Raw genomic sequence first — 18,060 nt, forward strand, 5'->3', positions numbered from 1 at the left:
GGAGGCGGCCGGGGATGAGGATGGAACTGGAGCAGGAGGACAGAGCGCTGGCGTGCCGCTTCGAACTCGTTCACGGCGACACGGGCTACCAGGTGCGCTTCAGCGCGGGTGGCGTCCAGCCCATCGAACGGCCCTTCGGCTTCGAGCTGCCCCTCGGCGCCCGCACCCGGAGCGTCATCGCCCGCATCGAGCAGGGCATCTGCACCCGGCCGGATCTCCAGGACGTGGGCAGTCAGCTCTGGAACGCGCTGCGTCCCCCGGGCGTCTTCGAGGCCTTCGTGAAGCTGGAGGAGCAGGCGGACGAGACCCGACCCCTCTTCATCTGGCTGGACATCCCCCCCGAGGCCGAGGTGGAGCGCTTGCCGTGGGAGGCCCTCCACGACGAGATGGCGAGCAGCTTCCTCGGGACGGACGCGCGCTACTGCCTGCTGCGCCCGCCGCCGCGGGGCTGCCCGCCCGCGCTGCGGCCCCCAAGCGCCGAGCAGCCCCTGCGCGTGCTGGTGGTCATCCCCGAGGGCTCCGGTCTCCAGGTGCAATACGAGTGGAACAACCTGCGGGGCGTGGCCCGGGGCATGGGGGAGGTGCTGCACCTCGGGCTGGTGGAGGGGAGGGTGACACCGGACCGGCTCCTGGCCGAGCTCAAGGCCAGTCCCTGGGACGTGCTGCACTACATCGGCCATGGCGAGGTGACGGAGGAGGGCATCACCCTGCGGCTCAACCAGGAGACGCCCGAGCAGGGCGACTTCTGGATGGATGCCGGCACCTTCGCCAACCTGGTGCAGGGACAACAGCTGCGGCTGGCGCTGCTCAACTGCTGCCTGGGAGCCTCGCCCTCCATCTCGCGGACGCTCTCGGGCCTGGGCCCCCACCTCATGCGCGCGGCGCGCGTGCCCGCCGTCGTCGCCATGCGCTACGAGATTTCCGACACGGTCTCCATCCGCTTCGCGGACAGCTTCTACCGCGAGCTGCTCACCGGAGGCGCCCCCGGGCACGTGGGCCTCGCCGTCCAGCAGGCGCGACGCTCGCTGCGCATCAACGCCAGCGGGGACACCGTGCGGGGCTTCATCACCCCCGTGCTCTACCTCACCCCCGGCTGCGAGCGGCTCTTCGACATCCGCCCGGCTCCGGAGCGCCAGCGCGTGGCGCCGGCGCCCGCCCGGCCCATGCTGCGGCTCCCGGAGACGCTGGTGCGGAGCCTGCGCCATGGGCGCCTCATCCCAGTGGTGGGCCCCGGACTCCACCGGCTCGCGCCGATGACGCGGCGGCGCAACGTGGAGGCCCCCGTGCTCGCGCCCACCCTGGGCCAGCTCATCCACCGCCTCGCCCAGGAGTGCGGCTACCCGGAAGAGGAGGACCTGCTGCTCATGGAGCGGGCCCATGACTGGTTCCTCGCCCTGCTCCTGGCGCGCGTCTGCCAGCACTACCAGCGCAACGGCCAGCGCTACGAGCTCATCGAGTCCATCCAGACGGTCTGCGGCCACGCGGAGCCGCCGGCCCCCTTGCAGCAGATCGCCACCTGGGACGTGCCCGGCATCTTCTACCTCCACTTCGACGGGCTGATGGAGGAGGCGCTCAAGCGCGCCCGCAAGCTGCCCCGCGTGCTCAACCGCGTGGAGCAGTCCCTGCCGGGCGAGCATGCCGAGCCCCTGCTGCTCAACGTCCTGGGCACGCTCACCCATGCCACCTCGCTGGTGCTCAGCGAGACCGACCACGAGCACCTGTGCTGGGAGCGCCTGCCACACGCGAGCCTGGAGGTGGTGGACCTCATCCACCAGATGGGCCGGGGCTTCCTCTTCCTGGGCGTGTCCCCGCGCGCCCACCTGGTGCGGCGCCTCGCCTCGCTCCTGGAAGTCGGTGAGGCCTCGATGCAGGGCCCCTGCTTCTTCGTCTCCGCCGCGGCCACCGAGGTGGACGCGGCCTACTGGAAGCCCTTCAACGTCCAATGGATTCATGAGGAGCCGGCCGCGGTCGTCGAGGAGCTCACCTCGCGGCTGGAGAAGCAGGAGGAGCCATGAGGCTGGAGCGCTCACCAGACCCAGCGGAGGGCACCACCACTCCTCCGTACAAGTTCCTCAACTACTTCGAGGAGGAGGATCAGGCCAGCTTCGCCGGGCGCGAGGACGAGGTGCAGGAGGCCCTGGCCGGTCTCACCCGCGGCCGGACGTACGTGGTGTACAGCCGCTCGGGGTTGGGCAAGACGTCCCTGCTGCTCGCCGGCCTCTTTCCCCGGCTGCGCCAGCGCGGGTTCCACCCCATGCGGGTGCGCCTGCTGGAATCTCCCGTGGAGGACTTCTGCGCCGCCCTGGCCGCGGAGTTCCAGCGCCCGGAGCTGGCCCATCCCGCCGAGCGCCAGGAGCGCGTGCCACACCTGCTGGAGGAGCTGTCCGCCCACACGCCGTTGGTCATCGTGTTGGATCAATTCGAGGAGTTCTTCGTCCGCTTCCGCGACCGCCCCGCGGCCCGGGCCGAGCTGGTGGCGCTTCTGGGACACATCTACCGGGAGCACGCCGTCAACATCCGGCTCGTCTTCAGCCTGCGCGAGGACTACTACGCCGAACTGGAGGACTTGCGCGCGGAGTTGCCCGAGCTGACCCGGTACGGCCTGCGCCTGCTGCCGCTCACCGCCTATGGCGCGCGGCAGGCCATCGTCCGGCCGCTCCAGCACATGCACCTCACCTACGAGGAGGGCTTCGTCAACCGGATGGTGGACATGCTGGCGGACTGGAACTTCGACCCGCCCGTGCTGCAGATCGTCTGCACCGAGCTGTACCGCGACGTGGTGGCGCGACGGGGCCTGCCCGTGTACCTGACACGGGAGGACCTGGAGCGGCTGGGCGGCGTGGATGGCATCTTCCGCGGGTATGTCCACCGGGTGACGAGCGGGCTGGCCGCGGAGCGGATGCTGCTGGTGCGGGTGGTGCTCGGTGCCCTCATCTCGTCCGAGCGGACCCGGTATGCCCTGCGCGCGGAGGATCTGCGCTCCGGCCCGGTGCGGGCGACGTACGCGGAGCTGCGCGCCGTGCTCGATCACCTCACCGAGCAGGGCCTGCTGCGCGTGGAGCAGCGCCAGGGCGAGCGCTGGTACGAGCTGCTGCACGAGCACCTCATGTCCATCGTCGAGTCCTGGCTCTCCAGCGACGTGGACTACGTGCGCTTCCGCACGACGTACGAGCTCGTGGACACCCTGAGCGAGGACACGCAGTGGCGCTCGAACCCACGGTGGCTGCTCACCGCGCCCCAGCTCGCGGAGCGGGTGGACCCGTGGAAGGATTGGCTGCGGCTCGACGAGACGCAGGCGGAGTTCCTGCTGCGCAGCAGCCTCCACGGGGAGGCGGACTCGGTGGCGGACTGGAGCGCCCGCTTCGACGAGTTCGGCGAGGGCCGCTCCGTGGGACTGGTGCTCGAGCTACTCGATCACCCGGAACTGCCGGTGCGGCGCGGCGCGGCGGCCTCCTGCGGGAAGCTGCGCGACCCATCGGGCCAGCTCGTCGGGCGGTGCCTGGCGCTGGCGCTGACGGACAAGGAGGAGGAGGTGCGCCGCGCGGCGAGGAAGTCGTTCGTCGCGCTCGTGGGGCCGCGGCAGCTCGCGATGCTCCGCGGCGCGCTGGAGGTGCCGGGGCAGCGGGCGCTCGCGCTGGAGCTGCTGGCGGACCTGCTGGAGGCGGGCCGCTCGCACGAGGGCGTTCCCGAGCGCTGGCTGTGCCATGCAAGGGCCCTCGTCCGGGCTCGCCGGATCGAGCGGGAGCAGCCCACCATCCGCACGCGGATGACGACCGGTGCGCAGGTGGGCACCTTGATCGCGCTGCTGTGGGTTCTCTCGATCGGGCTGCTCGCGGGGGCCTACTGGCTCTGTACCATCCACCCGGAGCTGGTGTCGGTGCACTGGCCGAACGTTTTCCTGGGCCAGATGCTGTGGCTCATCATCGACAACGTCCCGTTCGTCTTCGTCCCCTGGGCGCTGGTTCTGGGCTGGAGTGTGGCCCGGGAGGCGGCGATCACCGCGGCGGCCGAGGGACGGGAGGACTGGAACGCCGTCGTGCTCCGGAGCAGGACGCTGATGTTCAGTTGCGTGCTGCTCCATCTGGTGGTGGTGATAACGGCCGAGGTGACGTCCATCCTGGAGGACGAGGCCGAGCTGACGCGGCAGCTGGGGCTCTCCCGTGGGCTCGTCTTCCTCGCCGTCCTCGTGCTGACGTCCTTCGTGGCGTGGCTGCTGACCGTCGGGCTCGTCCGGCTGGGCAGCCGCTGCATCACTCCGGGGACGAGGTCCTCGGTGGTCTTCATCTTCGCGGCCCTGTGCAGCTCGGTCTTTCCCTACACGCTGAATACGCTCTTGAGCATGGGGGGGTGGTGGATGGGCATCCAGTCCGGAGCGCTCCAGTTGATCTGGAGCGCCATCCTGGAGATCGCGACCTTCACGGCCAACTACCAGACGCTCATCATCCTCACCGTCCTGGCGGTGGAGCGCGCCAGGCGCCCGTGGGCACCTCGGGGCACGACACTCCGGGCCCGTGCCTCCGTCCTGCTGGGCGCGCTGGCCTCCACCCTCGTCTTCTTCTCCGTCCACGAGGTCGGCACGTTTCCCGGCATGGGGAGGGAGTACCAGCTCGTCCAGGAGGCGCGCATCGAGGGGCGCGTCTGGCAGCACGCGAAGGACGTCGAATACTTCTCGCTGGAGGTCCCCTCCGACGAGCCGTTCGCCGTGTCCATCCACGAGGGGGACAGCTCCCACTCCCGGCTGGTCCTCGGTGGTAAGCAACTCACGAGCGGAACCTTGCTGCTCTCGGGCTGGTCGCACCTCACGGGCGCCGTTGCCTCCCGGCCAGAGCTGGACGTGCCAAAGGGGCCGCCACCTCCGCCCATCCGCACGGACTACCACTATCTGCTGCGCCAGGAGCCCCTCCTCCAGATGGGGACAGGCGAGCTACGCGCGGACCAGTGGACACTGATGAAGCTCCCGCTGGAGCGGGTGGAGGGCGCCGCCGGAGAGGGTCCCTTGTGGCGCATCTCCCTGAAGGGAAGGCTGACGCCCCTCCAACTCCGGCAGGCTCGGGGCGTGTACGTGCGGCCCGTGCTGGTGGACATCGCCGGGCTCCCGCCAGGGGCGTGCATGGGTGTCTCGAGCTCCGCCAGCCCCGAGGTGGGAGGCCTAGACACCTTCGTGCTCACGAACCGGGCAGGCGTGGGCACCGTGCCCCCGCCGACCCTCCAGACGCAGCTCTTCGCGGAGGGCTTGCGCGTCTCCCCCGGCGCGGACGGGAGCTGGGGCACCGCCCTGTCCCTCACGACGATCGTGGACTTCCGGCCCCACAAGTGCGAGCCGTCCACCGAGAATCCGCTGTCGACAGGCGCCTGGCGGACCCCCGTTCCGGACCTGTACGGGGAGAGCCCCAGCCTGCTGGTGGCCGTCACGCTGTATTGAGCGTGGGGCGCGGGGGCACCGTCCTACCACTGCGCGGCGAGCATGAAGAGGGTGTAGGCGCGGCCCCCGGGGTCGAGGACGTGCACCGCCGCCGAGAAGTGGCCGAGCTCCATGCCGACGAGGAAGCCGCGCTCGAGCTCGAAGCTCGTCTTGCGCTCCTTGGTCCGCTGGAAGACGAGGCCGACGCGCCCCCACTCAATGGGCCAGAGGGAGAGATCCATCCAGCTGTAGAAGAAGCTGGCGTCTCCCGCTCCCAGCGCGAAGACGTACTCCAGCTCCGAGTAGAGCTCGAGCTTCCACCAGGAGAGGTCGAGGGTGAGCCCGGGGGCGAGGCCGCTCGTCCGTCCGAGCACCACCCCGGCCATCGGCGTGAGCTCCATCCGGAGTTGCTCGCCGAACCCGAAGTTCAAGCCGACGAAGGTGGAGGCGGTGCGCAGGTCCTCGTAGTTGTAGCGGGCCTCGAGGTGGAGCAGGCCGTGGTCCGCGGAGGCGAGCCAGAGGATGTAGTCCGTGGCGTCGGGGAGTGCGTAGTAGTCGCCCTCGGCCCAGAACGACCAGGCCGGCGGCTCCCGGCTCTCCTCGGAGGAGGCCTCGCTCGCGGAGGAAGACGCGGCGCGGAGCACGGCGAGCAACGCCACGAGTGCGCGAAGACGCGGTCCCGTGCGGAGCCCACCTCGTTGGAAGGGACGGATCAAAACTCTCCCGTGCGCACGGTCTCGGTGGCCGGGATGAAGATCGACGTCTCGCCCGACTGGAGCTGCTCGAGGACCCTGTCATTGGCCCGTGGATTCACGAGGAGTTCCCCGACGGTCGTGGAGGCCAGTGACAGGCCGAGGGCCCGCGGACTGCCCGAGCCCTCCTGCTGCCGGGCCTGGACCGGCTCTTCGGACCCCAGCCGCAACAGGGTGAACACCCTGCCCAAGCCATCCACGTGGCCCATGACCATGGCGAGCTCGGCGAGTTGATGATCGACGAGCCTCTTGTGCGCGGCCTCCACGTCGCCGCCATCCAGCGAGGTATCGAGTCGTCTCAGGCCCGCGTACAGCTCGTGCCGGTTCTCCCTGTCCAGGGCATCCCTCAGGCCCTGCTCCATCCGGTATGCCTCATGGGGCCGCGTCACGAGCTCCTCGGCCCAGCTCATCGCCACCCGTTCCAACGCGGAGAAGACGCCCTCCGGTGCCTGGCGATGCGAGTGCGCATGCGTCAGCAGGGTGCTCGCGCGCTCCTGGGCTCGCGCCCTCGCCCGGGCCTCGTCGGCATCACTCATCGACGGCGGGCGGAACGTGCCCGTGCCGTGCTCGCGGAGCAAGTCGTCGAGGAGCAGGAGACCGTGGTGGGCGATTCCGTAGCGGCATCGCTGCAGGCGGAAGATCTTCTGGTTCACCACTTCCTTCAGGCGGCGCGTGACGAATCCGCCCGTATGGACGCCGTTGCGCCACGTGTCCTCGTCGAAGAGCACCGGGAGCGAATAGGGAGGCAGGTAGCGGGCCAGTTCCCCGTGGTGTCTCAACAGGGACATCACCTTGTCCCTCGGGCCCTGGGACGGAGCGCCCTCGTCGGGCACGAGCGGCACCCTCGCGCCCTGGAGAGGCGCGGGCTCCACGACGACCCGTCCCTCGAGGATGGCCTGGAGCGGAACGGGGACCGCAGGGGGCAGGGTCGGTGCCATTCCTTGCCCGCCCGCCTCGTTGAGCTGGTTGATCTTCGCGATCACCGGGGACGGCACGACTTCCTTCAGCGTCGTCGCGAGGAAGTCCTCATCATGGACGTTGAGCGCGGAGAAGACTCCCGTCAGCGCCACGAACTGGAGGCAGACGAAGGCCAGCTCCACCACCTGGCCATTCACGAGCCGCTCGTTGGCCTCGCTGGACAGGTGCCGCGTGCCAGCGAGGGTGGCCGCATCCCGTGAGGACTCGTCCAGGGCGGCGCCCTCCAATCCCCTGAGGAGCCCCATGCTCCGGGCTCGCCGTGCCGCCGCGAGCTGCTCGAGCCAGCGTCCCTGCTGTCCGTGGCGCCGCTCATTCTCCCCGGCGAGTGCCGCCCGCAGCTCCGCGTACTGGTCATCCGAGTAGGCCTTCGGGTTCGTGGCGAAGGCGGCCGCGAAGTCCAGCGCGGCCAGCTCCGCCCGGGAGAAGAGTTCCGCGTGCGCGCGGTGCTCGTCCAGCTGGCTCCACCTCGCGGCGAAGTCCTCATCGCTCATTCCGTGCCGGGTGGCCGTGAGCTTGCCGAGGATCGCGTGGTGCGTCATGGAGTACCAGCAGCGGCGCCGCTGGGCGATGAGGCTGATGACCATCTCGCGCAGGGGGCGCGGCAGCATTCCGGAGATCTGCACCCCGTTCTTGAAGGACGGCTCGTCGAAGATGAGCGTGGTCGAGTAGTGGAGTTGCTGCTCGAAGACGGCGGGGATCTGGAGGAAGTATCTCCCCAGGTTGTTCGGGAAGACCACCGGGTTGAGGTTGGCGCTCCACACCCACTCGCTCATGGACTGGAGGCCCTTGGTCCAGTTGCTGTTGCCCGCGCGCAACTCGGCCTCGGGCAGCGGCACCGAGCAGGCAACCCTGCCTCGCTGGGAGCGTGGTTCGATCGTTCCAAAGAGCCCGGAGGCCATCATCGAATCCTTTGCTGGGAGAACGCTCAGGCGAAGAGGAGGCGCTCCTTCTGCTTGGGGCTGTCCTGCTCGTAGAAGGGGAGCGTCCAGGAGTCATCCGGCGCGAGATGGATGGAGATGGGCCTTCCCGTCCTCGAGTCGGCCGGGGCACCGAACTCGGTCCCCCGGAAGCGGAAGTGCACGAAGAGGCGCATGAACTCCGTCAGGTAGAGGTCCGCCACCCGGGTGTCTCCCTGGATGATCAGCATGTTCTCGTCGTTGTTCTTCGTCGAGTTCTCGCTGAAGTTGGCCGAGCCGGAGATGACGAGCGGGGAGTCCCCCAGCGGATCGATGAGCATGTACTTCGTGTGGACGTACTGGACGTGCTTGTTCAACCCCGAGAGATGCTCGGTGCGCCACGTGCGGTGGAACCACGCGTCGATCTCGCTCTGATCCAGCAGATCCCCGACGGACACCTGGTTGCCCGGGTGGCGCACGATGAGATCGATTCCCTTGCCGGGTTTGTCCAGGAGCAGATAGCGCAGATAGGAGCGAGGCCGCGAGAAGGTCTGCTGGAAGAGCGGGTTGAGGCCGAAGGCCGCCGTGAGGAAGACGCTCGTCGTGGCGTTCTCCAGGACATGGGCGTACCACTCCAGGGCCTCGAGCGAACTCCGGGGGCTGAAGACCGTGGAAGTCCCAGGGTGCCCCACCTCTTGCAGCGGGGGATGTGAATCGTTCCAACTCCGCAGTTCCTTGGCGAGTGGATCCCTCTCGAGCTGGTGCCAGTACTCCAGGTAGCGCCGGGCCACCTCGGTGTCCCGCACCTGGTGTCCCACGTTGGAGTGCCCGAAGATGCCCCCCTCGGTGATGTTGGTGGAGCCGGTCCAGACCTGCTGGGGCACGCCGTCCTGAAGGAGCAGGAAGAACTTGTTGTGCGAGATGAAGGAGGTGTTGGCCTTGCGCGGGAGGGTCAGCTCCGTGAGCCCCGCCTTCTCGATCGCTTCGAGATTGGCGCGCGCCGGCTTGTCCTCGCCCTCCTTGGCGTCGTAGATGATGCGGACGTTGACTCCGCGCTCGTGCGCGGCCCGGAACTCCTGGAGGATGGGCAGGTAGGAGAACTCGTAGACCGAAGCATAGAGGGCCCAGCCCTTCCCCCGTGCCTGGCGGAGGAAGCGGATCATCGCCTGGTCCAACCCGCGTGACAGCCACCGGTAGGCAGGCTCCCCCACCTGATTCGGCGGGAGGTTCTGGAATCTCTGCACGTACGCCTGTGAGGCCGCCACTCCACGATTGAAGAACACCGAGTGGATGCTCTCGGTGCAGCTCTCGGTCGAGATCCTCACCGTCACCGAGGGGCCATGTTCGAGCTGGCCGGGCTCGCCGTAGACGGGGAAGACCTCATAGCCGTAGTCGTGTTCCGGTTTGGCGGAGTAGTCACCCCAGAGGAACCCCTGGATCGGCGCCTCCCAGGTGCTCGGGCTCATCCCCTGATGGAAGCGCGAGGAGTCGCGCTCGAAATACCGCAGGCCCCTGAGCCACACCATTTCCCCCTCGGTGTGGTCGGTGCGCCGCACCGAGAAGCCCAGCAACCCCCGGCGGGCTTCTGGCGTGGCGTCGAAACCGAGCAGGGTGACGTAGCTGCCCGCGATCGCCTGGACCGAGATCGCTTCATTCTTCGCTCGTCGTCTCATGGATATGACCTTTGCTGAAGCTCAGGGCCTGTCGGGCTGGTCGAAGATGAGCCAGTCGGCGTTCTCCACGTACTTGTCCTGTTCGAGATCCCACCGCTTGGGGATGCTCTCGTTGAGCGCATCGAGGTACGGCAACAGGGGCCTCTTGGGCGGGTTGCGCGCCTCCCGCTCGTCGAGCGGCCCCCGCTCCCACCCGAACTCCTGGAGGTAGGGCCCGAAGCCGAAACCGTCGAAGAAATAGCTGCCGTCCAGCAGCGCCATGTACCAGAGGCTCGGGATGGCGCCGGGATTGGGTTTGAGGGAGGCCTCGGCCTCGAGTCGCGCGAGGAGTTCGAGGGCCCGCGTGTCGGCCTTCTTGCCCAGGTGGGCCCGAAGTTCCTCCAGCACGGTCCCGTCCACCGGTGGGCTCACCAGGAGGACGGGCTTGTACTGCTGCCGGGCCAGGGCAATCTCGTGGGCCGTCCCGACGCTGTAGACGTTCGTGGGGGTGTAGGCGATGAGGAAGTCGCTGGTGTCCACCATCCGCAGGTCGATGTGGAGCGTGGGCCAGAACTGGGCGGAAAGCTGCGCGCGCGCGCGCGCCCCCTCCTCGGTGTCCTCGAACGTCCAGTTCTCGCGCCGCCGGGCGGAGAACTCGTCCTCCTTGCCATAGTGCGGCATGCCCATGACCTCGGGCTTGTTCCACGGATCATAGACGGTCGTCCGGAAGCGTTTCGTCAGGAACTCGCCCACGCGGGTGCGCCAGCCGTTGCGCTTCTCCTCGGCGCGCGAGGCCACGAAGTCCATGGGACCCGAGAGGTAGACCCGCGCCTCCGCGAGGAGCTTGCCCGCGAGGGATTTCGTGCGCTCCGCCAGGGCCTTCTGGACCGTGGGCACGGTCTTGTGGTGGGAAACCTCTTGCATGTCTCGTTCTCCTTGGGACGGCGGGGCCTCGCGAGGGAGCGTCCTGGCGGGCGTCAGTGAGGCGCTCCCGGGGACGTCACACCGCTCCAGCCGGGCCGGGAGTGAACCCAGGGCTCTTCCACGCCCGGCCCCGGGCGCTTGGCGGCCCACCAGGCCTCGGCCACCTGGTTGCGCACGGCCAGGAAGTGCTTCTTCAACCGGGCGTGGTAGGCGCAGAACGCCGTCCGGAACAACTCCCACGCGCGCTCGTAGTCGGCTGGAGTGCCGTCCTTCTGCCTGGCCAGATACTGGTTCTGCGACTCGTCCAGGCTCGCCTTCTGCCGCAGCAACTCCAGGCGCAACTCCTCGTCACCCTGCCCGATGCTCTGGAGGTACCTGAGCCAGCCATCCATCCGGGCATGGGACTCATAGGTGCGATTGACGAGCGCGAGATAGGGGAGGATGGCGGCTCGGCGCTGGGCCTGGAGATCGCCCCGCAGATCCTCTCCCGTGGACGTCCTCAGCACCCGCTCCGTTTCCGCCGTCCAGAAGGAGGTGGCGGGGTTGCGCTGCTCCCTGGCGGCATCGTAGGTGGTGTCGCTGATGATCCAGAAGATCTGCTCCGCCTCGATGGAGCCCGCCTGGCCCAGGAGGATCCCCGCCCGGCGGGCCAGACGCTCGGCCTCCATGAACTTCTCGCGGCCGAGGAGGGGAATGGCCCCGAGGGACTCCCGGACGTGGGGTTTGAGATCCCCATCCACGGAGCCCAGGAGCACCCAGCGCGACTTGTGCCGGGTATCCGTGAGGAGCGAGGGCATGCCGAGCACCTGGGCCTCCTCGATCATGAATCGGATCTTCTCGAAAGGATCGAGGATGGCCCGCGGAGATTTGCCGCGGTTGCGGTTGTCCACGAAACCGCTGTAGGGCTCCAGGATGCCAATGGGCATCAGGAACATCCTTTCGGGGATGTGGGGCGTGCGCTGCAACTCCCGCCACACCCGCCGGGCCGAGAGCGCGTCCAGGGCGAGCCACATTCCCATCTTGAGGATGTCCACCGACAGCGTCGTGAAGACGGACTGGATGCGCTGGGCGGACGTGGCGGCGGTGTAGACCGGGTCGATGGGACGTCCGTCGCAGAGGATGACACCGCGCGCATCCGAGTAGTCGGCCAGGTGGTTGAGTTCGGAGCAGGTGAAGTACTCGAGCAGGTTCGGCAACCACTCGTCCTCGTTCTGATCAGCCACGGCCACGAAACGCAGTCCGGCCCGCTGCGCGGCGTCGATCGCCTTGCGCGTGGCGATGACCCGGGGGGTCTCCTTGAACTGTGTCTGTGTGGCCTCCGCGTTGCCAGGGTCCATCTCCAGCAGCAGGTAGAGGGCGATCTGCTCCCGCTCCGCCGGGGAAAACGGTTGCAGGACCGCCTGGATGAAGCCATCCAGGTCGGCCTCCGCGAGCCCGCTCACGTCGATGGCGGCACCGACATCCGGGAGGAACTCCCGATCGGTGGGGGTCGTCTGCGCGACGAAGGCGCGGTAGCGCGTCAGCTGCGCACGAACCTCCTCCTGGGCATCCTGCAGACGTGCCGCCGTGGCATGTCGGGGGCGGAACAGGTAGCCCCGGATCGGCGCGACATCCATGATCTCGGGGTGGGCGAAACTGCTGTAGGGAATGGATTGGATGTCCTCGGAGATGTTGCTGCTCGTGGCCAGGGACGAGGCGAAGAGGCGTGTGGCCATGCCGAGGAAGGGAGGGATGGGCGCGACGGCCTGTCCGGGGACGATCAGCTCGCCATCGAGGCCGTAGGGCACGAGACCCAGGTCCCGCAGGGCCTGGGCCTCCGGCGACTGGGCGATGCCCATCGTGAAGTAGTAGCCCGCGTCGCCATCGCTCGCCGAGACGAAGTGCATGGCCCCGCAGGGCATCTCCCACATGCGACTCAGTCGCCGCGCTCCCTGGGGAGGCAGCGGAAACCTGCCATGCTTCGCCATGGCCTCCCAACCCAGACGCAGGGCGACCTTGGCCTCGGCCGAGAAGTTGAAGTGGACCTCCGAGAAGGGCTCCACGTCGAAGAGGGCCCGCTGTGCCCGCTCGATGATGCGGACGGCGACGAGTGCCATGGCCTCGAGCAGGTGGCTCGTCCGCAATTCAGCGAGGGGACTTCCATCGGAGACGGGCCCACAGCGAGTGAGCAGGTTCGACTCCAACGAGGGAGAGACCGCGACCTGGTAGCGCGTCCTGAGCTCGCTGAGGACAGCGCGAACCTCCTCGGACAGGAGCGCTCCGCCAGCCAGCCCCTCCAGGAGAGCGCGCAGCTCATCGGCCTCCACATCGATCGCTACCTCGACGCGAGGGAGGCGCAAACGCCCTTCGTCTCCGGGAGGTTCCGGACGAAAGACGAGCCCGGACGGTCCCTCTCCCAAGGCCAGGGAGAGCAGCGTGGGATGAAGTCTTGCCTGGCATTCTCTCGAAGCACCCATGCTCCCGCTCCCGCGCTGGTGGCTGGAATATCGAATGAGGATGATGCGGAGCGCCCGGTGCCATGGCCATTACCCATGGGTAGGAGAGATGCTGAGTTTCCTGAACATGCCCTCTCTTGGCCCCCGGGTCAGTGCGGCCGGTGAGGGAGGGGCGGCAGGGTTGTACGAAGGGGGTAGACCCGGGGCCCGCGCGGCCAGGGACGGCACACCCCTCCTGCGCGAACTCCGTGTCTCCACAACGCAAGAGCACGCGGCCTGCCAGGGGCGGGCACCCAGGCAAGCACGCGGGATTTCAAGACACCTGGAGCCGGGGCCTCCAGACGGGTGACGTTTTGCGCCAGCACCCTGACGAATCAGGGCAGGGGTCCCGGGAAGGTCAGAGCAGGGCGCTGGCGCAAAGCACCGCCACCAGTCCGACGACTGAAATCACGGTTTCCAGCAGCGACCAGGTGCGGAACGTGTCGGGGGTAGTCGTCCCGAGATAGCTCTTGACCAGCCAGAAGCCGGGATCGTTCACATGGGAGAAGAACACGCTCCCCGCGCCAATGGCGAGGACGACCCACTCCGGAGTGACTCCCGTCGCGGTGACGACCCCGGACATGACGCCGACGGTGGTGATCGTCGCCACGGTGGCCGAGCCCGTCGCGAGGCGGATGGCCACCGCGACCAACCAGCCCAACAGGAGCGGAGAGATGGCTTGGGCCGAGGCCAGCTTCGCCAGGAGGTTGGAAAGGCCGGCCGAGACCAGGACCTGCTTCAGCGCTCCGCCGGCGCCGATGGACAGCAGGATGGCTCCCGCCGACTTCATCGTGTCCGTCCAGATCGTGTCCTGCACCTGGGGGTCGCGCAGCTTCCGCCCGAAGAGCAGCGGCAGGGCGACGAGGTTGGTCAGCAGGAGCGCGGGCACCGGATGGCTCACCGCGCTCAGCCAACCCAGTCGGGACGCGGTCCACGGCGGCAGCAGCCCGCGTAACTCCCCCGCCGCGATGAGCACCACCGGCAGGAGGATGACGAAGAGCGAGGACGCCTTGGGCGGCGCGGCGAGCGCGAAGTCGTGCCGCTCGATGACGGGCGCCATGAGCCGGACATCGCGAGAGGTGAAGAACGCCAGTAGCGGACCGGCGACGATCGCGGTGGGGATCGCGACCAGGATTCCGTAGAGCATCGTGCGGCCCATGTTCGCGCCGAGCGCGTTGACGGCGAGCAGGGGGCCTGGATGGGGCGGGACCAGCGCGTGCACGACGGACAGGCCGGTCAGGGCGGGCAGCATGAGCCGGAGTTTGGCCGCGTCCGGGTTCGAGCTGTTGGGCAGGGTGGCCGCGGCCGCCACCACGATCGGCAGGAGGAGCACGAGGCCGGTCTCGAAGAACAAGGGCAGGCCGATCACCATCGCCACGAACAGGCTCGCCCACGGCGCTCCCGCCGGCCCGGTGAGCTTCAGGCTGGCCTGTGCCAGCGAGGACGCGGCATTCGAGAGCTGGAGCATCGCGCCGAGCGACAGGCCGAGCGCCACGACCAGCCCCGTGCTCCCGAGGATGTCACTGACGCCCTTCTGGACCGCCTTCGCGGTGTCCTCCATCGGCAGGCCCGCCACCAGGCCGACGGTGAAGGCCCCGCAGAGCAGGGAGATGAAGGGGTGCAGGCGCCCCTTGACGATCAGCCCCACGGCCGCCGCGATGCCGAGGACGGCCGCGAGGAGCAGTCGGAGGTCCGCGAGGCTCAACTTCGCACGCTCTCCGACAGGGCCGCGTTGAGCGCCAGGAGCAGCCGGCGCACGGCATACCCCTCGAAGTCCTCCACGGGGTCCACGGTCGCGGGAAACACCTCGAGCGCGCTCTCGATCATCGCGAGTGCCGGCCGGAGGCCCTCCGGGCCCGGGCCCCTGGGTGCCTGGTCGAGGAGGAAGGCGGTGTTCACCAGGTTCGCCCAACGGTTGTCGTCCGCCATTGCCTGGCCGCCTCCTCGCTCACAGATGGAAGTCACCGGATGCCTCGGGCTGGTAGAGGATCTCCACGATGCGGAACCGGGTACGGCGTGCATTCGGCAACGGCCACTCGATGATGTCATCCTTCTTGAGACCCAGCACCGCCAACCCCGCCGGCGCCAGGACCGAGATCTTCGACTGTTCGATATCCGCCTCTTCTGGATAGACCAGCGTCGCCTCGCGGCGACGGCCCGTGTCCACGTCCTCGAAGAGGATGCGCGATCTCATGGTGACGACATCGGGCGGAATCTGCTCTTGAGGCTCCACCACCGCGCGCTCCAGCTCTCCGTCCAACTGTTCGGCCGCGGCCGCCAGGGAGCCGTCGAGGTGCCGATCCACCACCACCCGCAGGCGCTGCATGTCCTCGGCGGTGACTCGCACGGTGGGAGCGGATGTCGTGACGCGCTGCTCGATCTCTGGACGTGAGTTCATGGAGAACCTCGGTGCCCCTGGCGCGCCACGGCGAGCCAGAAGCCTTGGGAAGAGGGGTGGATGAGGGGGGAATGCGGTCTTGCTAGGAAGCGGGGGAGCGGAGCGCCGTCGGCGGTGGGATCAACCCGTCACCGTCGAGGCGCGCCCCCAGGGCAAGGCGTTTTGCGGACACACCTTCCCTGAGCGCCGCGCCGGGGCATCGATGCTCTGAGCGAGAAGGTGAATCGGGACAAGACGCCTCCAAGTGCCACCCTGAAGGTACTTGCTCAAACGTTCTTCCGCAACCCATGGGAGCGAGCGGGTCCAACCCGGGAGCGCGCGGGCCTCATACCCCTCGTGGTCCGTTCTACTCAACCTTCGGGCGCCGCTCGGCGAGCTAGGCCGTCAACGCGTCCGAGTCCGTGTCGATCAGGCCGAAGAGGAAGCCGAGTTCCGCGGGGTCATGGGTCGGCGAGACCAGGAGGTACAGCTTGTAGTCGACATTGTCGTTCCCGTTGGTGACCTTGAGCTGCTCCACGAGGATCGTGGTGAGGGCCGCGTTCACGCGCTTGTCCGGGACGGACTGCGAGATCCGGATGAGTCGTGGAAGTGCTCATGAGTGCCTCGTGGGGTTGGGAGTGGCGGCGCTCCTATAGCCATTCCCCGCGGAGGGCCCTCATCTGCTTTTTCAAGCGTTGACAACGGGAACGAATTGTATTCCGCCCGGAATGGGGGGCGATGCATGGATGCGCATCCGTTGTCAATTCAGCTTAAAGCTCATCACTCCAGGTCCACGTGATTGGCTATAGGCCGCCGACACCCTCTGTCATTCCAAGGCCCGAGTCCCGACATGACCCTTCCTTCCGACAAGCAGTCGAAGATCCAGGCGGATCGCATCTATCGCGGCGGTCCCATCCTGACCATGAATGATGCCTGGCCCCAGGTGGAGGCCCTGGCGATCAGCGGCAAGCGCATCCTCGCCGTGGGGACCTGGGAGGAACTCCAGACTCTCGTGGGCGAGGACACGGACGTGGTGGACCTCCAGGGCCACACGCTCTTGCCGGGCTTCATCGATGCCCATGGCCACCTCATGGGCTGGCTGCTCTACTGGGGCACGCCGAACCTGGCGCCACCGCCCGCCGGTCCCATCACGTGCATCGGAGACATCCTCCGGGATTTGAGGGCATACATCCAGGAGAAGGCCATTCCCGAGGGCACGCTCGTGCTCGCCAGCGGCTATGACGACTCCCTGCTTGCCGAGCAGAGGCATCCGACCCGCGAGGAGCTCGACTCCGTCTCCACTCGGCACCCCATCTGCATCGTGCACACCTCGGCGCATCTGGCGGTGTTCAACAGCCACCTGCTGGACGCGGTGGGCTACCACCAGGCGAGTGACGCCCCGAAGGGTGGCGTCATCCGGGTGGACGGGAACGGCCGGCCCACGGGGGTGGTGGAGGAGGAGGCCGTCAATGCCTACAATCAATTGATGCCGGAGCCCAATGTTCCCGGTCTGCTCGAGACGCTCGGTGAGTTGCAGGCGTACTACGCGAGTCTGGGCATCACCACGGTGGAGGATGGCCTGGCGACGGCGCCCGGATTCCAGTTGCTGCGGGCCGCCGCGGATCTGCGGCTGCTCTACCTGGACGTCGTCGTGTTCCCCAAATACACGGAGACGGAGGTCGTCGACCAGATTCCCCCGCTGCCCGGGAGCCAATACCTCAACCACCTGCGGGTGGGCGGGGTGAAGATCACCCAGGATGGTTCACCCCAGGGCAAGACGGCGTTCCTGTCGGAGCCCTACTTCAAGCCGCCCGAGAACGAGTCCGCGGACTACCGGGGCCAGCCCATCCTCACGCAGGCGGAGCTCGACGCGGAGGTGGAGAAGGCCTTCGAGATGGGCCGGCAACTGCACGTGCACTGCAATGGTGACGCGGCGGCGGACATGTTCCTGGACGCCGTGGAGCGCGCCACCACGAAGTTCGGCCCGGGAGACCGCCGGCCGGTGATGGTGCATGCGCAGACGGTGCGTGAGGACCAGTTGGAGCGGATGAAGGCGCTGGGCATCCTGCCCACGTTCTTCGTGTCACATACCTTCTTCTGGGGGGAGTGGCACCGGAGCGAGACGTTGGGAGAGGAGCGGGCCCGGCGCATCTCCCCGCTCAAGTCCGCGTCGGACCTGGACATGCGCTACACCATTCACAACGACTCGCCCGTGGTGCCCCCGGACATCCTTCCGCTCCTGTGGAGCGCGGTGACCCGTACCACGCGCGACGGGGTGCCCCTGGGCGCCGAACAGTGCATCGACCCCCCGCGGGCGCTCAAGGCGGTGACGGCCTGGGCCGCGTACCAGAACTTCGAGGAGAGCCAGAAGGGCACCCTGGAGCCGGGCAAGCTGGCGGACCTGGTGGTGCTGTCGGACAACCCGCTCACCGTGGATCCGAAGACGTTGAAGGACCTGAAGGTGATGGAGACCATCAAGGACGGAAGGACCGTCTACCTGCGCCCCCCCGACGCCGCCCGCTTGGGCCGGTCGCCGCGCACCACCGCGCCCATCAAGCTCTCCCTGTCCCGGCACACCTGCTGCTGAGCCCGGGATCCCGTCTCGG

General features: G+C 68.2%; 12 protein-coding genes. 3 read left to right on the forward strand and 9 right to left on the reverse strand.

Annotated elements, in window-relative coordinates; all coding sequences use genetic code 11:
- Nucleotides 1-14: 14 nt before the first annotated feature.
- A complete protein-coding gene (locus D187_RS40410; protein WP_002626115.1) occupies nucleotides 15-2,015 on the forward strand; it encodes a CHAT domain-containing protein in 2,001 nt (666 codons plus the stop codon).
- Complete coding sequence (locus D187_RS40415; protein ID WP_002626116.1) at nucleotides 2,012-5,422, forward strand: nSTAND1 domain-containing NTPase; 3,411 nt, start codon at nucleotides 2,012-2,014, stop codon at nucleotides 5,420-5,422. Before D187_RS40410 ends, D187_RS40415 begins: the two co-directional genes overlap by 4 nt.
- Nucleotides 5,423-5,445: 23 nt before the next feature.
- Here the strand turns inward: D187_RS40415 and D187_RS51130 are convergent, their stop codons facing one another.
- The 9 genes from D187_RS51130 to D187_RS55995 all read right to left on the reverse strand — a co-directional run bounded on the left by D187_RS51130 (nucleotide 5,446) and on the right by D187_RS55995 (nucleotide 16,019).
- Nucleotides 5,446-6,060, reverse strand: a complete 615-nt coding sequence (locus tag D187_RS51130; RefSeq protein ID WP_002626117.1) for a hypothetical protein — start codon at nucleotides 6,058-6,060, stop codon at nucleotides 5,446-5,448.
- A gap of 53 nt (nucleotides 6,061-6,113) precedes the next feature.
- Nucleotides 6,114-8,033: a hypothetical protein gene (locus D187_RS40425; RefSeq protein WP_155893942.1), complete on the reverse strand. Its 1,920-nt coding sequence runs from the start codon at nucleotides 8,031-8,033 to the stop codon at nucleotides 6,114-6,116.
- A gap of 23 nt (nucleotides 8,034-8,056) precedes the next feature.
- Nucleotides 8,057-9,700 carry a phospholipase D-like domain-containing protein gene (locus tag D187_RS40430; RefSeq protein WP_002626119.1) on the reverse strand — a complete coding sequence of 548 codons (1,644 nt, stop codon included), beginning with the start codon at nucleotides 9,698-9,700 and terminating at the stop codon, nucleotides 8,057-8,059.
- Between the two features lie 21 nt (nucleotides 9,701-9,721).
- A complete protein-coding gene (locus D187_RS40435) occupies nucleotides 9,722-10,603 on the reverse strand; it encodes a TIR domain-containing protein (protein WP_002626120.1) in 882 nt (293 codons plus the stop codon).
- Between the two features lie 53 nt (nucleotides 10,604-10,656).
- Nucleotides 10,657-12,942, reverse strand: coding sequence for a hypothetical protein (locus D187_RS40440; RefSeq protein ID WP_043434088.1), 2,286 nt, complete (start codon nucleotides 12,940-12,942; stop codon nucleotides 10,657-10,659).
- Between the two features lie 493 nt (nucleotides 12,943-13,435).
- Nucleotides 13,436-14,782: a GntP family permease gene (locus D187_RS40445; protein ID WP_002626123.1), complete on the reverse strand. Its 1,347-nt coding sequence runs from the start codon at nucleotides 14,780-14,782 to the stop codon at nucleotides 13,436-13,438.
- Complete coding sequence (locus D187_RS40450) at nucleotides 14,779-15,006, reverse strand: hypothetical protein (RefSeq protein WP_002626124.1); 228 nt, start codon at nucleotides 15,004-15,006, stop codon at nucleotides 14,779-14,781. Before D187_RS40450 ends, D187_RS40445 begins: the two co-directional genes overlap by 4 nt.
- Before the next feature lie 19 nt (nucleotides 15,007-15,025).
- Complete coding sequence (rnk, locus tag D187_RS40455) at nucleotides 15,026-15,475, reverse strand: nucleoside diphosphate kinase regulator (RefSeq protein ID WP_002626125.1); 450 nt, start codon at nucleotides 15,473-15,475, stop codon at nucleotides 15,026-15,028.
- Between the two features lie 376 nt (nucleotides 15,476-15,851).
- Entirely contained in the window at nucleotides 15,852-16,019 is a 168-nt protein-coding gene (locus tag D187_RS55995) for a hypothetical protein (protein ID WP_002626126.1), read from the reverse strand.
- 285 nt (nucleotides 16,020-16,304) lie between these two features.
- Between D187_RS55995 and D187_RS40460 the strand changes: the two genes are divergently transcribed.
- Nucleotides 16,305-18,041 (forward strand): amidohydrolase, encoded by a 1,737-nt coding sequence (locus D187_RS40460; protein ID WP_002626127.1) that lies wholly within the window; start codon nucleotides 16,305-16,307, stop codon nucleotides 18,039-18,041.
- The last annotated feature ends 19 nt before the right edge of the window (nucleotides 18,042-18,060 follow it).

It is taken from the genome of Cystobacter fuscus DSM 2262 (genome assembly GCF_000335475.2).
Taxonomy (GTDB): Bacteria; Myxococcota; Myxococcia; order Myxococcales; family Myxococcaceae; genus Cystobacter; species Cystobacter fuscus.

Bases quoted from the DNA above. Each gene is read 5' to 3' on its own strand.
- D187_RS40410 (WP_002626115.1), top strand. From the start codon at position 15: ATGAGGATGGAACTGGAGCAGGAGGACAGAGCGCTGGCGTGCCGCTTC.
- D187_RS40415 (WP_002626116.1), top strand. From the start codon at position 2,012: ATGAGGCTGGAGCGCTCACCAGACCCAGCGGAGGGCACCACCACTCCT.
- D187_RS40425 (WP_155893942.1), bottom strand. From the start codon at position 8,033: ATGATGGCCTCCGGGCTCTTTGGAACGATCGAACCACGCTCCCAGCGA.
- D187_RS40430 (WP_002626119.1), bottom strand. From the start codon at position 9,700: ATGAGACGACGAGCGAAGAATGAAGCGATCTCGGTCCAGGCGATCGCG.
- D187_RS40435 (WP_002626120.1), bottom strand. From the start codon at position 10,603: ATGCAAGAGGTTTCCCACCACAAGACCGTGCCCACGGTCCAGAAGGCC.
- D187_RS40450 (WP_002626124.1), bottom strand. From the start codon at position 15,006: ATGGCGGACGACAACCGTTGGGCGAACCTGGTGAACACCGCCTTCCTC.
- rnk (WP_002626125.1), bottom strand. From the start codon at position 15,475: ATGAACTCACGTCCAGAGATCGAGCAGCGCGTCACGACATCCGCTCCC.
- D187_RS40460 (WP_002626127.1), top strand. From the start codon at position 16,305: ATGACCCTTCCTTCCGACAAGCAGTCGAAGATCCAGGCGGATCGCATC.